At 56.9% G+C, this 14,920-nt stretch carries 10 protein-coding genes and 1 tRNA gene; 3 read left to right on the forward strand and 8 right to left on the reverse strand.

What is annotated here, in order from left to right; all coding sequences use genetic code 11:
* Nucleotides 1-254: 254 nt before the first annotated feature.
* Nucleotides 255-1,118 carry a hypothetical protein gene (locus LC093_RS10000; RefSeq protein ID WP_226664639.1) on the reverse strand — a complete coding sequence of 288 codons (864 nt, stop codon included), beginning with the start codon at nucleotides 1,116-1,118 and terminating at the stop codon, nucleotides 255-257.
* 200 nt (nucleotides 1,119-1,318) lie between these two features.
* Here LC093_RS10000 and LC093_RS10005 point away from each other — a divergent pair, with 200 nt between their 5' ends.
* On the forward strand, nucleotides 1,319-1,987 hold the full coding sequence (locus LC093_RS10005; protein ID WP_226664640.1) for a nuclear transport factor 2 family protein: 669 nt from the start codon (nucleotides 1,319-1,321) through the stop codon (nucleotides 1,985-1,987).
* Nucleotides 1,988-2,040: 53 nt separating this feature from the next.
* Here LC093_RS10005 and LC093_RS10010 read toward each other — a convergent pair whose 3' ends face one another.
* The 4 genes from LC093_RS10010 to LC093_RS10025 all read right to left on the reverse strand — a co-directional run bounded on the left by LC093_RS10010 (nucleotide 2,041) and on the right by LC093_RS10025 (nucleotide 8,886).
* The gene (locus LC093_RS10010; RefSeq protein ID WP_226664641.1) at nucleotides 2,041-3,126 is read right to left on the reverse strand and encodes a hypothetical protein; all 1,086 of its coding nucleotides are present in this window, start codon (nucleotides 3,124-3,126) and stop codon (nucleotides 2,041-2,043) included.
* 28 nt (nucleotides 3,127-3,154) lie between these two features.
* The gene (locus LC093_RS10015; RefSeq protein WP_226664642.1) at nucleotides 3,155-4,231 is read right to left on the reverse strand and encodes a hypothetical protein; all 1,077 of its coding nucleotides are present in this window, start codon (nucleotides 4,229-4,231) and stop codon (nucleotides 3,155-3,157) included.
* A 25-nt stretch (nucleotides 4,232-4,256) separates the two neighbouring features.
* Nucleotides 4,257-5,543, reverse strand: a complete 1,287-nt coding sequence (locus LC093_RS10020) for a hypothetical protein (protein ID WP_226664643.1) — start codon at nucleotides 5,541-5,543, stop codon at nucleotides 4,257-4,259.
* Between the two features lie 115 nt (nucleotides 5,544-5,658).
* A complete protein-coding gene (locus tag LC093_RS10025; RefSeq protein WP_226664644.1) occupies nucleotides 5,659-8,886 on the reverse strand; it encodes an SNF2-related protein in 3,228 nt (1,075 codons plus the stop codon).
* A gap of 290 nt (nucleotides 8,887-9,176) precedes the next feature.
* Here LC093_RS10025 and LC093_RS10030 point away from each other — a divergent pair, with 290 nt between their 5' ends.
* Nucleotides 9,177-9,950 (forward strand): DUF3298 and DUF4163 domain-containing protein, encoded by a 774-nt coding sequence (locus LC093_RS10030; RefSeq protein WP_226664645.1) that lies wholly within the window; start codon nucleotides 9,177-9,179, stop codon nucleotides 9,948-9,950.
* Nucleotides 9,951-10,035: 85 nt separating this feature from the next.
* On the opposite strand, the gene LC093_RS10035 is transcribed toward LC093_RS10030, so the two are convergent.
* Nucleotides 10,036-10,386 (reverse strand): DUF2200 domain-containing protein, encoded by a 351-nt coding sequence (locus tag LC093_RS10035; RefSeq protein ID WP_226664646.1) that lies wholly within the window; start codon nucleotides 10,384-10,386, stop codon nucleotides 10,036-10,038.
* A 293-nt stretch (nucleotides 10,387-10,679) separates the two neighbouring features.
* Here LC093_RS10035 and LC093_RS10040 point away from each other — a divergent pair, with 293 nt between their 5' ends.
* Complete coding sequence (locus tag LC093_RS10040) at nucleotides 10,680-12,716, forward strand: metallophosphoesterase family protein (RefSeq protein ID WP_226664647.1); 2,037 nt, start codon at nucleotides 10,680-10,682, stop codon at nucleotides 12,714-12,716.
* A gap of 112 nt (nucleotides 12,717-12,828) precedes the next feature.
* On the opposite strand, the gene LC093_RS10045 is transcribed toward LC093_RS10040, so the two are convergent.
* Together LC093_RS10045 and LC093_RS10050 are read right to left on the reverse strand one after the other, a co-directional pair.
* Nucleotides 12,829-12,905: transfer RNA gene (locus tag LC093_RS10045), tRNA-Ile, on the reverse strand.
* 99 nt (nucleotides 12,906-13,004) lie between these two features.
* Nucleotides 13,005-14,888, reverse strand: coding sequence for an autotransporter outer membrane beta-barrel domain-containing protein (locus LC093_RS10050; protein ID WP_226664648.1), 1,884 nt, complete (start codon nucleotides 14,886-14,888; stop codon nucleotides 13,005-13,007).
* Between the last annotated feature and the right edge of the window lie 32 nt (nucleotides 14,889-14,920).

The raw sequence follows: 14,920 nt of genomic DNA on the forward strand, positions 1-14,920 counted from the left end.
GCCAACAACATACAGGGAAATAATCATGACTAAACGCAATGTTTCTAATAGCAGCTCACCGGTACTGGATTGCAACTACAGCAACAATTACTACGGTGACCAGGTATGTGTTCTGAAAAAATCATAACCGCACTGGTTACCGAGCTTGTTCTGAAAGCACTTGATACCCGTGCCCGGGAAAAAGAAGCCGGCTGTCGTTGAGCCGGCTTGCTGATGTGTTTTTTACCAGTTGATTCCTGGTCATCCAGCGGAAGTTACTGGTTCAGTTTCCGGTTTTTAAGGAACCAGGTCGCGAAAACATTTTCCACCACGGGTACAACATTGATGCCCACCATCCACTGCGGGCCGAACGCATCCGGACGCTGTGTGTAATAGTTCGCTTCGACGCTGAATTTCCAGGGTGTTTTACCGAATATGACGGTTTTACCCACAGACAGATTGATCGGTACCGTCCAGGTCTCGGTTTTCCAGTTGTAAGTGGAAATGGGGGCAGTGCTGATGCTCCAGGCATTACCAGGCAGGTAAGCGGCAAATCCCTGCACGGTCGTAAGACTGACGCTCTCGTCTCCCCAGCCGGCCACATCCCACTGGTGATTGGGGAAAAAACCGACGATATATTTTTTCGACATCTTCGCAATCAAAAACTCGGGTCCCAGCAAGACGTTGCCGCCGCCGAGTTCGCTGACGGTTGCGGTGGGTAGGGTGCCGGCGATCCCACCGGACAACACCAATCCTGACTCTGTCATGTGTCCGTAAGCGACATCAAACCCGATATCCCCCAGTCCAAGCGACTGAGTGAACTTCCCTCTCTCTTCGTCATACACCGGCTGATCAAAAAACACTGGAAATGCCGGGCGCATAAAGAATGTGTCGCCGCCACCGAGCTTAATCGGGAACGATGGTTGAAACAGCAACTCGTAGCCACGCTGCCCATCCGCATCGGGCAGGCTGCCTTCAAACCACCGGAACTGATTCTTGAAGGTCAGGCGTGCCAGGGAGGTATTGGGGTTGGAAAGCTGGCGACTGACCTCATTGGCGGACATGTCACCGTCCTCGGCTGCCATGCAGGTTACGGCGCAAAGCCATAGCAACAGGGACTGGACTGGTCGGAAAAGCATGGTAGGACTCCGCGTCGGATTGCCAGGATGGTCGTGGCTGTAAGCCTAGTTCGCCCAGCCGGTCTCCGTAGCGATCTGTGCGCTGAATAATCAGTCATGGCGGCAGTATGGTAAATTGCGCGAATCGACATCTGTGCAGCGACAGTCTGCGAAATAGGTGTCGCCCAGTAATCCGTATACAACAGAGCCGCTGAACGACTATGAAACTACGCAGCCTCTTTTCCGCCGCGACCATTGGCCTTGCCGTTCTGCTATCGGCCTGTTCCGGACCGGAAACCCCGCAACAGGTGACCGAGACGTTCTGGGAAGCTGCGATCAATGACGACACATCCGGTGTTGTGCACTACTCGACCCTGGGCGCTGCCGAAGACTACGACGCCTTTTCTACTGACTGGCAGAACTATCGCCCGCAATGGGGCAGGGTGGTCATCGACGGGGATCAGGCCAGTGTGGTTTCCAGACTGACGGGCTTCGAAGAAAACGGGCCACGTCGGCGAAAATTTACGACCTACCTGGTTCGGCAGGACGGCGAATGGCTGGTGGATTACGAGCGCACGGCCATGAGCATTAATGGCGGGGTATTTGGCAGCCTGCTGAAAAAGTTCGACCTGTACAGTCGCGACCTTTCACAGCAACTGGACGAAACGGCGGCCGAGGCGGGTACGCAGATGGAGCAAATGCTGGAGGAGTTTGAAAGCGCTGGCAAAGACCTGAGCGAGCAGGCCAGTGAGGCCCTGGAGATCTATTCGGAAGAGCTGCGCCGGGCCATGGAGGAAGTAGATGAGTCTCTGCAGCGGTCGCTGGAGGAAAACAGCGAAAACCCGCGCAGACAAGATGAGGCACCGCAGAAGGAGCCGGTGCTGATATAAGTTGAGGACTTTGTAAAAGCCCGGGCTGGTTACGTTCTTTTTGTTTGCCTGGCCTACTTATTTTCGGCCTGACAACCTTCGGCTGGCAGCTGCGACGGCGGAGCGATTGTTGGCGCGTCGGTCTTGCCTGCGGTGAGATACGCCGGGCCGATAGCCAGGCAGCCGGGCAGAGGACGCGGTTGGATACGCTCCTCGACAAAAGCCGCCACCTCTTCTTTGGGCGCGCGGTGGTCGGCGTCTTTGGGTTTGGATTTGTCCCGGTATCCCTTGTCACTCCACATATACAGGATGTGCTTGGCCTGCTCTACCTCTGTTTTTGTACATTGGAACAGCGGGTAGTGCCCCTCCGGGTTGGCGATGGAGACCTGCTCCTGCCTGGCGGTTTCCGAGAGCTGCACCGTAATGGTGGACATAATCTTCTCCATCAGCTCGAGGTAATTGGTGATGGGGGAGCGCTGGTCCCGATAGAGGTTGTCGGAGTTGGGCAGTCTACGTGATACAGAAAACGTGGCGCGCAGGCAGCGGCGGTGGCCGATGGGGCACAGCCAGTGAAAATCGTCGGAGCGTATGTGTAATGATTGCGCTTCGAAGTAGAACCAGTGGCTGCCGTTGCGGGCGAGCCACTGGTTGTTCAGTGGCGCTAGGCGGTCGCGCCAGTGATGCTCGGTAAGGTCAAAGGGGGCGCGCTCTTCCTGGTAGCCCAGGTGGTAACTCGCCAGCCCATCTTCACTGAAAAAACCCTTGGCGTAGCGCAGCAGATCGTCGCGGCGGAACAGGCTGCAGTTAATCGGCAATTCGTCGATTTCTTCTGCCACCAGTGTCACTTCCAGGTCCCCGAGGCTACCGCGGTCCAGCAGCGGGCGCCCGGTAAAATTCCAGCCGCACGACCAGATTTTTACGCGACGGTCCGGCCGTTCACTACCAGGCGGCTTGTGGCTGCGATAGTCGATGGCTTCAAAAGTGCCGGGGGCGTCCAGATCGAAGGTATTCGGTTCATCGTCACACGCAAAAGGCATGTAAACGCTAGGTTGCAGCGGGGGCGCTTGTAGACCTACGCGAGTTCCTGACAGGTCCTTGATTACCGGCCGCGCCTTGCGCCAGTCCGGCCCCTTGGGGTTTTGTTCGTTGCCAAACCACATGCTCAGGTCCTGCTGCAGCGCAGCCCGGTTACTTGTTTTCAGTTTGGCAAGCTTGGGGCGGCAGCGTGTTTGAGGCTGGAGTGGGAGCATCCGCCGGGAGACATGCCGGGCCGATAGCCAGGCAGCCGGGCAGAGGACGCGGTTGGATACGCTCCTCGACAAAAGCCGCCACCTCTTCTTTGGGGGCGCGGTGGTCGGCGTCTTGGGGTTTGGATTTGTCTCGGTATCCCTTGTCACTCCACATATACAGGATGTGCTTGGCCTGCTCTACTTCCGCTTTTGAGCATTGGAACAGCGGATAGTGCCCCTCGGGGTTGGCGATGGAGGCCTGCTCCTGCCTGGCGGTTTCCGAGAGCTCCACTGTGATGGTGGACATAATCTGCTCCATCAGCTCGAGGTAATTGGTGATGGGGGAGCGCTGCTTCCGGTAGGCATTACTGGTGTTGGACAACCAGCGCGAAACGGAAAACGTGGCGCGCAGGCAGCGGCGGTGGCCGATGGGACACAGCCAGTAAAATTCGTCGGAGCGTATGTGTAGAGATTGCGCTTCGAAGTAAAACCAGTGGCTGCCGTTGCGGGCGAGCCACTGGTTGTTCAGTGGCGCTAGGTGGTCGCGCCAGGGATACTTAGTCAGGTCAAACGGGTCGCGCTCTTCTTTGTAACCCAGGTGGCAGCTCGCCAGCCAGTCTTCACTGAATAATCCCTTGGCGTAGCGCAGCATGTCGTCGCGGCGAAACAGGCTACAGTTGATTGGCAGTTCGTCGATTTCTTCTACGACCAGTTCCACTTCCAGATTCCCGAGGCTGCCGCGGTCCAGCAGGGGGCGCCCGGTAAAATTCCAGCCGCACGTCCAGATTTTGATGCGACGATCTGCATATTCGCTGCCAGGAGGGAAAGGAGCTTTGGTATTGTCGATGGCTTCAAAAGTACCGGGGGCGTTCAGATCGAAGGCGTTCGGTTCATTGTCACACGCAAAAGGCATGTAAACGCTAGGTTGCAGCGGGGGCGCTTGTAAACTTACCTGCGTGCCCGACAGGTCCTTTATTACCGGGCGTGCCTTGCGCCAGTCGGGCCCCTTGGGATTTTGTTCGTTGCCAAACCACATGTTGATATCCTGTTGCGGCGCCGATTCAGGGCTTATTGCGGTTGTTGATCAGCTGCTCCAGCTGATCGCCGGTGTTCTTGAAGTAATGATTGCGCGCACCGGGCAACGAGGCCACTACTGTAGGCGCGAACTTGTGCAGGGCTTTTACTACCGCGACCGCCAGGGCCGCGGATCCCCCGGTAGCCGCGGCGAGAGCGCCGGCCGCGCCTGCTGCTCCCCATTTCTTGATCAAGTAATCACCGGTTTGATAGGCGAGGTTTACAGTTTTCCCCAGCCGCTCTTCCCGCGGGGTGTTGTGAATCAGGTTGTTACCTGCGCTCAGCAGTGGCGCCAGGCCAAACTGTTCGCCGCCGATGGTCTGTGCCAAGCCGGGTGAGGCGTTGTGCCATTTGTCGTCCTGAGTGTCCATATTTAGCTTGCGGCGGGCAAGGTCTGCGCGGAAACGGCTGCGGGTGTGGTCGCTGAGGAAGATTTTCTGGCGCTCCTGCAAGTTAATCTGCTGCCGTTGCAGTTGCTCCATGGCTTCAATCAATACCCATGCGCCATCATCGTGGCTGGTCCACTCTACATGCAGGCCCTGCTGATGGGCTTCCAGCATGTGTTGGGCAAGAATGTGCGCGGCCTTGCGCTGCTGCGCGCTACCCTCATTGCCAAAGGAGTTGAGGGTGCGCCAGCCGGCCAGCCATGCGCTGTTTTCCGGGGGTATATAAAGCAGTTGGAAGCCGGATTTTTCTAAGCCGCTGCGCTTGGCTTTGTCGCCGCGGCTGATATGGCTGGTCATCACCGGTACGACGCGGTCTTCGCCAAGGTATTGCCCGTTGACCCCGGCTTTTATCGGTTTTTCGGCTGTCCCTGGCACCAATGCGGTGCCGGTCAGTTGCGGGCTGGGCTCCTCCGAAAAGTCGAGGTTGGCGCGTCTGTTTGGTTCTATTTGCCACAACGCGGGCCGGGTTTTGCTCTGTGCATGGTCCGGCACCATCCGGATCGCCACAATCTCCACATCAGTCTGGCAGTCCCCGTAATAGCTGTTCAGCTCATACTCAATTTCAAACCCGCCGGCGACGAGCAGGCGCCGGCTCGGGTTGTTGGGTTGCAGCATGGCGTTGAGCGGACTTACGTCGCCGCGCAGGCTGTCGACGGCTTTGATCAGTGTCTGTGCGTGGTAGCCGGCGCTGCTTTGCTGTGTGCTGAGTTGACGGAAGTTGTCCAGCAATTCCCGGTCGCTGCCATTGGCAAAAATTGCGCGCCCGGATTCGCGTTTGCCCCACGCCTGTAGAGCGTTTGATTGTTGAGGCGCTTGCAGCTGTCCCATGAGCAAAATCCTTTTACGAGTTGTTCCATCCTTTGGTTTGTGCGGGGAGACTATCAAAGCGGTGGGAAACGTCGCAAAAATAGTTGAAGCACCATGGTGCCAACTATGTATTTTGTTAGGAAAGCAGGGCCAGTAAGTCCTCACTACTGCCCGGTAGCTTGCTGGATCTGGTCGCATCGAACAGGGAGTCCGCCAGAGCCTGCTTTTGCTGTTGCATTTGGTGGATACGCTCTTCCACCGTATCTTCCGCAACGAGCTTGTAGACGAACACCGGTTTGTCCTGGCCGATGCGGTACGCGCGATCGGTCGCCTGGTTTTCCACCGCCGGGTTCCACCAGGGATCCATATGGATCACCACATCCGCGGCGGTGAGGTTGAGGCCGCTGCCCCCGGCTTTAAGGCTGATCAGGAATACCCGTACCTCCCCGTTCTGGAATGCATCAATCGCCTGTTGCCGCTTGCGGGTCTGGCCGGTGAGTTTGGTGTAGGCGATGCCCTGTGCATTCAGCTGCGCCTCAATCAGCTTCAGGACCTGGGTGAACTGGGAGAAGACCAGAATGTTGCGGCCTTCTTCCAGAAGCTGCGGCATGGATTCCGCCAGCCAGTCCAGCTTGGCACTCTCCTGAATACCGTCTGCCTTATATAGCTTTACCAGCCGTGGATCGATACAGGCCTGGCGCAGTTTCAGCAGTGCATCGAGAAATTCGATCTGACTTTTCGCGATACCCTGGCTTGCCACCAGATCACGAATACGCTTTTCCATACTCGCGCGCACACTTTCGTACAGTGCGCGCTGTTTACTGGGCAGCTCCACATATTGCACGGTTTCGGTTTTTGGCGGCAATTCGGTGGCCACATCGCGCTTGGTGCGTCGCAACATGAATGGGCTAACTTTGCGTGCCAACTCTTGCTGGCGTTCCGCGTCGCCGTCGTTTTCGATGGGGGTGCGGTACAGTTTCTGGAACTGCTTGCGGCCACCCAGCAATCCCGGCAGGGCGAAGTCCATCAGCGACCAGAGTTCCCCCAGGTGATTTTCCAGTGGTGTGCCGGTCAGGCACAGGCGGAACTCGCTCTTGATACTACGTACGCACTCGGCAATTTTGGTGGTGGGGTTTTTGATGGCCTGGGCTTCATCCAACACCACCAGGCTGAATTTGCGTCGGTCGTAGCGAGCCTTGTCTCGCACCAGGAGCGGATAGGTCGTGATGACCAGGTCGCTTTTGGCCACCTGCTTGAATGCGGGATCTCTGTCGGGGCCGTGAATCAGGGTGGTCTTTAATTCCGGTGCAAAGTGCGCGGCCTCGTGCAGCCAGTTGCCGGTCAGGCTGGTAGGTGCGATCACCAGGGCCGGTTTCCCGAGTGCACCCTGTTCTTTCATATGCTGAACCAGCGCGAGGGTCTGCAGGGTCTTGCCCAGCCCCATATCGTCGGCGAGGATGCCGCCGAAGCCATAGCGCTGCAGGAACACCAGCCAATTTAATCCGTCCTGTTGGTAGCTGCGCAGATCGGCATTGAGCCCTTTGGGAGCCGGGATATTTTCCAGCCCGGAAAAATCGCGCAAGCGCTGCATCAGCTTGTGGGTGAGCGGCGCCTCGCGTTGGTCCAGTTCTGGAATGTCCGCCAATTGTGCGGCCTGGAAGGGCGGCATCAGCATGGGCTTGTCGAGTTTTTTCTGGCTGAGCAAATCCGCCAGAATCGAGCGGATACTCTGCAGCGGCTTGGTGTCCACCTGCACCCAGTCGCCGCTCAGGTTGAGGGTCAACTCGTCCGGGGTGCCGCTCTCCAGCCAATGCTCCAGCAGCGTGGCGGTTTTGAGTTTTTCGCCGTCAGGCAGGGTGAGGTCCACGCCCAGTTCGAACCAATTGTTTTTTGCATCAGCGACGTTGACGGAGAAGTCGGCCCGCTGCACCTTGAAGTGGTAGCCGGGATCGGTCTCCACCCGCCAGCCGCGCTCTTGCAGCTCCGGCAAGGTCTGGGTGAGGAAGTCGTTCCAGGCCGCGGGAATATCATTGGGATTGGCCACTTCCTGCAGCCAGATATCCCGCTGGCCGCCCAGCTCGTCGCGCATCAGGTAAAAGCCGAGCCGATAGATTTCGTCGCAGTGGCGGTGTTCGGCGTCTATATCGCGGGTGATCTGATAGTGGTGGCCCGCGCGCTCGCGGTGTTCTTCCGTACCCTCGAAGTCGCAACTGTAAGGCGCTGGCAGCAGAAAACCGGCGTAGTCAAAATACAGCTTGATCGCCGGCAGCCGGTGCTGCCCCAGATCCACGGTGAGCAGCGTGAGGCAGGGGGCGAACTCGGTAACCCGGCTGAACTTTGGCTCCACCGGCAGTGGCAGTTGCTCGCGGGGGATCAACTGGCGCATCTGCACCGCCATTTGCATCATCTCGGGTTCGGCCACGGGCGGCATCGCACACAAATGCCCCAGCTGGTTGCCGGGTACGGAGGTGAGAATATCGCCGATGGTGGCGGTTTCCATATCCAGGTAGGCCGGGGGGCTGACTGGAATCGGCAGCCACTGGGTAGGGTCATCGATGCCTTCCAGCACCGGGGTCAGCTGTTGTTTGTCGCCCGATGCCTGCCAGTGCCAGTCGAGGGCTTTGGCGGTGCCCCGGCAAATATTGGTATCGTCGTAATAGAAGCGCCCGCAGTTCAGCAGGTGCACCAGGGCACGATGACCGGACTCGCCGCGCAGCTCCAGTTGTCCACTGGCGCCGGTGCGCGGTAACAACTGCAGAATATCGACATCTTCATCCAGAAGGTGGCTGGGGCGGTTCCATCCCAGGTAGGCCGTGTCTGGCTGAAAATAACGCAACTGGCTCCAGTTGCCATCTTTCTTGAGATATCCCTTTCTCAGCGCGAGCCGTAAACGTGGTGGGGAAAAGCGGTGATCCGGTTCCAGAAAATAGACCAAATAGTGACGGCCATATTCCAGTGGTGCCGGCTTGGGCCGTGGTGCTGGCGGCAGTTCCGCCAACCATTGCTGCCAGTCTGCACGTTTGGGCTGCGTGGTAATTCTTTTACCTGGCTGAGTGGGTTGCGCCGGTTCTTCGCTGGTGTCGGCTATTTGAGCGTCCCGATACAGTTTTAGTGCTGTCGCCACGGCATGTTTACAATTGAGGGATACCGGGCAGGAGCAAAGTCCTACCAGCCTGCCCGCATCCACATCCAGCTCCACGCGATAGATATGCCGCGCCGAGCCTTTCACGCGGCCGTGGTAGATATCCTTTGCCTCATCGTAATACGCCTCCAGCACGCGCCCGCGCTCGAAATAATCCTGCCCGCGGGCAAAAGATCGGCTATCGGCCATTCTTTGGATGTCGCTGAGACGAAATGTGATCAAGGAGGCTCCGGTGGCTGATCGTGAGAGAGTTAAAAATTAGCCGTAGGGGCCATTGCGGGTCGTAGTGGGATACCAATATGGCGAAACTTTACCATGACAGGGGTGTAAAAATCAGCGACGGATTTGGCGCTGCCTGCCAGCTTTCCGATACAGCAATCACGGGAACTGGTTACAAGTTGGTGGCGCGTATTCGTGTCCTGTGCGCGATGACAGGTATGCTATGGCCGGTATCCGGGAATTTTAACAGAGGATAGTTTATGCCGGTTTTGTCTCATTTTCGGTCGCTTATCTTGAATGTCAGGTATTTCAAGTTCGGTTTGATGGCGGCGGCGATTTTTCTACTGGTTGCCTGTGAAAAAGGGCGTTCGGCGAAACCGATGCCGTTGACCTCGGAGATGGAGACCCTCGAATTTCTCGCCCCGGACTGCGCGAGTGGCGATGACTGTACATCGGTAGCCATTACCCGGGAGGTCTTTGCTGGGCAGCCGGCGCTGAATGAGGCTATTCAGCGGCAGTTGTTGCAACAGTTGCAAGGCAATGGCGGCGAGTCTGGAACGACAGGAGATGGCAGCCTGGAGGATGTAGCCGAGGCGTTCATTGCCGAAGCTGCGCAGGCGGCAGATATTTCCGCGGCACCATGGGATCTCAGCGGTGAAGCCAAAACCCTCGGCCGTCGCGGTAACCTGCTGACAGTCGAAGTCAGTACTTACATCTACAGTGGCGGAGCGCATGGCATGCCCGCAACGCACTGGCTGAACTGGGATCTCACTGCCGATAAAGAGGTGACCCTGGACGATGTGATCAAGCCGCAACAAGAAATGGCATTCTGGGAACTGGTGGAAGCAGCGCATAAGCGCTGGCTGGACAAGCAGAAAGCGGATGACGATTTTCGCAACAACTGGCCCTTTGCGCGCACCGAAGATTTTCGTTTTGATGATGAGGGAATGGTGTTGTTGTACGGTGTTTATACGCTGGCGCCGTATTCTTCCGGTTTTGTCGAATTGAAAGTGCCCCGGGAAGCACTGAATACAGTGGTTTTGGCCCCATATCTTGCGCAAAAATAATCGAGCCCTGTGGCATGAAATGGCAACGTATCATTGAGGCTGGCCAGGAATTGGCAGCCTCGAAAAATTACGCCTGCCAACCCATTTATTGCCGCAGTATTTTCTCCATCGCCTTGCCCTTTGCCAGTTCATCAATCAGCTTGTCCAGATAGCGTATTTTTTGCATCAGCGGATCTTCGACCTCTTCCACACGCACCCCGCAAACCACGCCTTTGATCAGAATACAGTTCGGGTGAATGGTCGGCGCCTGAGCAAAAAAAGTGGATACGTCATTTTCCTTCTCGATTTGCTGTTGTAGCCCGGCCTTATCGTAGCCGGTTAGCCAGCAGATAATCCGGTCTACCTCGTCTTTTGTCCGATCTTTCCGTTCGGCTTTTTGCACATACATCGGGTAAACCCTGGAAAAGGGCATCGCGAATATTTTGTGTGTAGACATGCTGGCTGTGCTCTCGTATCGATATCGGCCAAGGCTGTAATTTTGCCTCGAAACGCTACCGAATATTCATTAAATCGACGTCAAAGCTTCATTTTTTAACCGTTCAATAGACGGGATGCACCCGGCCGGTTCTCCTCTCTTGGCCTGAAAAAATACCAGCAATAGTAGCTTTTTGATTGGCGCCGGCCAGAATTTCCAGTCTTTTCAAGGCTGTCCCCGTTATTTAGCGGGCTTTCCTCGTGCTTTTTCCTGGCGGATTTATAGGGAAATAATTCAAAAATGGAGCGTTAAAAATGCATATTAAAAAATCAGGCTGGCCAATTCTGCTGTTGGCCGTTGTGTTTTCCTGTGTATTGGCGGGCTGCTCTGACAGGGATGATTCTGTAAACCCTGTGACTCCAGACGATCCGAATGAGCAGTCGGACGGTCAGGATGGCCTGGAGGAAGATGTTGAACAGGAAGAGGCGGTCGAATTAGAGGAAGTGACCGTATACCGGATCGGTCTTCTGCCCGATACGCAGGGCGGTACCGACAGTGAAGGGCAGGCCCACGTTGCCCTGCACCCGATGCGTGAAGTCCTGAAGCACCAGAAAGCCGCCGGTGTGAATATGGTGGTCGCGCTGGGTGACCTGACCGATCACGGCTCGGCACTGGAATTTGCCGAGTGGCGCTCCGTTGCCGATGTCTATGCCGAGCAAGGCATCGAGTTTCTGCCGGTCATGGGCAATCACGAGAGCAGTTATGCCTACACCGTCGAGTGGATCGACAATATGCGTGATGTCATTCCCGAAGATGCCGTGCATATGCCGGGTTACGAGTGGGTTAACTATTACGTGGTGCGCGAAAATGTGCTGGTTATTGGCCTCGCCTACTACAACCTGCCGGTTGCGTTCGAGTGGATCAAGCAGGTGGTCTACGAACAGCAGGACAAAGTTGAGCATATCGTAATCGCCAGCCACGATGGTCTTATTGGCGCCAAGTATGGCCAGACCCGCGAGCATATCGTGGAAGGGACCAAAGAGGATAACTGGGTGTACCAGGTGCAGCCGCAGATTCGAGAGTTTCTCGCCGATCACGACGTCATTTATGTCCAGGGACATGAGCACCAGTATCAGCGCTCGCTTATCGCCGCCAAGACCGCGCTGAATACTCTGCCATCCAGCTCAACGCCCGCCGGTGGCAATTACCGCATGGATAGTTACACACAGATCATGGCCGGCAATGCCTCTTACAAGGGCTATGAGTTCCGCTACGGCGAACGGGATCTGGTACAGATGATTGTGTCGCAGAAAAACGCCACACTATCCAATGGCTCCGAAGCCTATGACGTAAACTCCTCGGTCCTGACTTTTCAGGGGCCGCGGGTGGATTACGTTTCCTATTTCGCCCCACATGTCGCCAGCAGTAACGATGCGTCCGAAGCCTTCGAGGCAGACTGGAAACTGGCTGACAAGTTTTCCCGCACTACCGATCGCTGTGAAACGGTCATCTACCCGGATGCGATTCCCGAGGGCACGCGGTCGGCGCTGGTATTGCAGCCGGAGTACCGTACCAACGAGTGCCTGGCGCCGCAGGGTGGCTACGCCAAGCTGGTGGGCGGCCGTAACAAAACCTTTAACCGCACCGATACCCGTACCCGGGATATGAGTTTTACCCCGGGCCTGTCCCGCGCGGAAACCCTCAATGACCTGATGCGCCTTTCTTACCAATGGCTGTTCCAGTATCACGAGAACTGGACCCCGAACCTGAACAGCCCCATGCGCGCCGTACCTGATTACGAGAATGAAGAACTGATCATTCCCGAAACCACCATCGACCTGAAAGAGCATGTCACCCTGAGCTGGCTCCCGGCCTCTGCGGATACCGTGTCGGATATTTTGATTGTGAGTGGTACCCAGAATCAGACGGGTGTTTATCAGGACGATTATGGGGTGTTGAAGGACATTGAAGTGGATTCCGGTCTCGCAATGAGCCGCACCGATGGCGGTGTCAAGCCGCCGGTGGTGTTACCGCAAACGGCGACCAAATCCTGGGATATCGGCAACGCCGTATCCGATCGCTTTGTGCTGTCATTTGCAGGCCCGGAGGGGGCAGATGAAAGCCTGTTACTGGCAGTCATGAGCGGTGGGCAGTGGCAAGCGTTGGCCGAGGAAACATGCCTGGTGGCGTCGGAGTGGCAGGACCGATTCCTCAGCGCTGCTCCGGAGCGCGCCGCGGGCTGTGGCGAGCAACCACTGGCGGGATTCGATCCTGCGCAGCCCAATCTCTGGTGGGCAGTGCTACAGCAGGACGCGGAATTGGCACTGGTTCAGCGTGCGAGCCTGAATTGACTAAACAGATGAAGTGAAAGGAAGCGGCTAGCGTATCGCGCTGCCCGCGCATACTTCTTCGTTGTGCAGAAGGCGGGGTGTACAAGGCTGAATCAGGAGAGTAGTTAAGAAATGGTGGGCCTTCCGGGACTTGAACCCAGGACCTGCCGATTATGAGTCGGATGCTCTAACCAACTGAGCTAAAGGCCCCCAAAGAGGTGCTTGCGGCAGTGCGCGAGCGGGATGGCAAAGTACTCGATTTTTTCCGTCAAATCAATATTTTGCCGTCCGGGGGCACATTGGTGGGCGCTACCAGTTCCAGTTGAAGCCCAGGTTTGCGCTACCGCCTGACCAGTTCAGGGCGTCGAGGGAACGCTGGTAACCGACGTTCAGAAAGGCGCTGCCGAGCCTGTGGTCGAGCAGGACGATACCGCCACCAAATTCGCTCCAGGTGGCTTCGCGTTCCATATCCAGTTGAAGTTTGAGGTCGAACTGTAGCTGGTCGTTACCGCCAAGCGTGTGCCAGACATTGCCGTAAACATAGGCACGTAAATTGAGGCCTGCGATATCGCTATCGACGTTGTATGCGCGCAGGCCCAGGCGGAAGTTCGCTTCCGGCGTCATATCCGGTTCAACCCAGGAAATGCCGTCATTGAATGCACTGAGGTTACTGTAATTGACCACTACCTGAGCCTGGGGCTCGAGGTTGAACCTGTCACCGGCGTGCAGGGTAATTCCTTTTTCCAGTGCCGCGGTGAGTTGGGGGCCATAGATGGTATCGCCTATCGCGCGAAAAGATTGGCTCTGCAACTTCAAGTAAGTGACTTTTGCGGTGAAGTCGAAGTAACTCTGATCCTGCTTGTAGTCGTTGAAGTAGTAGCCGGCGTACAGAGTACTCAATTCATTGCGTCCGGAGCTGTAATTGTCGAAGCCCCGCGCAAATCCAGTGACATCGCCGCGGGCCTGGCTGCTGCCGAAAAAAAGCCCCATTTCCCGTGCGCCGCCGGTACAGGTAGGGCCTGCCCAGATATTGGTGCCGATCTGGACGCCGGTGATGTCGCCATCGAAACGATTGTTCACGTCGCCGCGCCAGTTTTGGTCCGCGCTCTGGTGGTACACCCGCATCCAGTCGTCATTGGCGCCATCAAACCAGCTGCGCTGTTCGCCGCGGCGCTTGTGGTAGCTGCCTATCTCCTGCAATGAAGTAATTCTGGCCAGGGACTTCGCCTGGGCGTAGAGGGGGATTTCAGGCCGGTACAGGTGAATTGGCGGAGTTTCAGGGCGAGGGGCGACTGTCGCTTCGGCCGTGGCGTCGCCATTGTCTGTTGTGCGGATCTCGAGCGTTGAAATGCCATTTGTACCGGAGGGCTCTGTGGCGGCCTGTTCGCCGGGATTTATGGTGGAGCGCAGATACCAGTTATCACTCTCTTCCGGATCGTCTGATCCCCGGAAAAGGAGGTATTCGTAGGGGCCGGCGGAAATGGAGTCTCTCATGTAGAAGGCGTTGTTACTCGTGGTAGCGCCATCCCGGGTTTCTACCACCAGAATCCCGTCTTCTGTCGGTGCGCCACTGCCGCCGAGCCGGCGAAACACCAGTTCGGTGCCGCCACTGGCATGGCCGCTGTTAATAATTAACCGGTCGCTCAGGCTGTTGTCGTCACCCGCCACCATGTCCATGTAAATACTGCCGTTACCTTCGTAGTCGCCGTCAATCAGCAGTCGGTTGGCAGTGGTGCCGCGCATGTCGATGGTGCCGAGATTGGACACGGAAAGGTACTGCCCGCCACTGGACAGGATACTGGCGCTGAAGTGGGGCAGAAGCAGAGCACTGGACGAGCTGATTTCCAGACGGCCGGGCAGGATATCACTCCCCCCGAGGGTCAGGTCGCTGGTGAATTCAAGTTGGGTACTATCGAGAAGGCGCAGGGTCTCCCAGTGTTGCAGGCGCGCGGGGTTTTGCAGTCTGGCGTTGTACAGGCTGAGGCTGTCATTGCCGCTACCGCCGCTGATGACCGTGTAATCACTCCGGGTAATGGCGTTGTTGCCGTCCAGGCTGTATTGATCGTCGCCGCTGCCCAGCAATATATCGGCATGGGCTGGAAATGAGTTGAATGCAATCGAGGAGAAGATGGCGAGGCTGAGCAATTTGGGAGAGCGGGTGCAGGGAGCCCTCCCAATGCGGGGATACGACATAATTCCGTCCCTGGGCGTTATTGGCAATACAC

Origin of the sequence: Microbulbifer aggregans (assembly GCF_020524005.1) — a bacterium.
Taxonomy (GTDB): domain Bacteria; phylum Pseudomonadota; class Gammaproteobacteria; order Pseudomonadales; family Cellvibrionaceae; genus Microbulbifer; species Microbulbifer aggregans_A.

What these genes read in the sequence shown, in the direction of transcription:
- LC093_RS10010 (WP_226664641.1), bottom strand. Translation starts at nt 3,126, where the DNA reads ATGTGGTTTGGCAACGAACAAAACCCCAAGGGGCCGGACTGGCGCAAG.
- LC093_RS10035 (WP_226664646.1), bottom strand. Translation starts at nt 10,386, where the DNA reads ATGTCTACACACAAAATATTCGCGATGCCCTTTTCCAGGGTTTACCCG.
- LC093_RS10020 (WP_226664643.1), bottom strand. Translation starts at nt 5,543, where the DNA reads ATGGGACAGCTGCAAGCGCCTCAACAATCAAACGCTCTACAGGCGTGG.
- LC093_RS10005 (WP_226664640.1), top strand. Translation starts at nt 1,319, where the DNA reads ATGAAACTACGCAGCCTCTTTTCCGCCGCGACCATTGGCCTTGCCGTT.
- LC093_RS10015 (WP_226664642.1), bottom strand. Translation starts at nt 4,231, where the DNA reads ATGTGGTTTGGCAACGAACAAAATCCCAAGGGGCCCGACTGGCGCAAG.
- LC093_RS10040 (WP_226664647.1), top strand. Translation starts at nt 10,680, where the DNA reads ATGCATATTAAAAAATCAGGCTGGCCAATTCTGCTGTTGGCCGTTGTG.
- LC093_RS10050 (WP_226664648.1), bottom strand. Translation starts at nt 14,888, where the DNA reads ATGTCGTATCCCCGCATTGGGAGGGCTCCCTGCACCCGCTCTCCCAAA.
- LC093_RS10000 (WP_226664639.1), bottom strand. Translation starts at nt 1,118, where the DNA reads ATGCTTTTCCGACCAGTCCAGTCCCTGTTGCTATGGCTTTGCGCCGTA.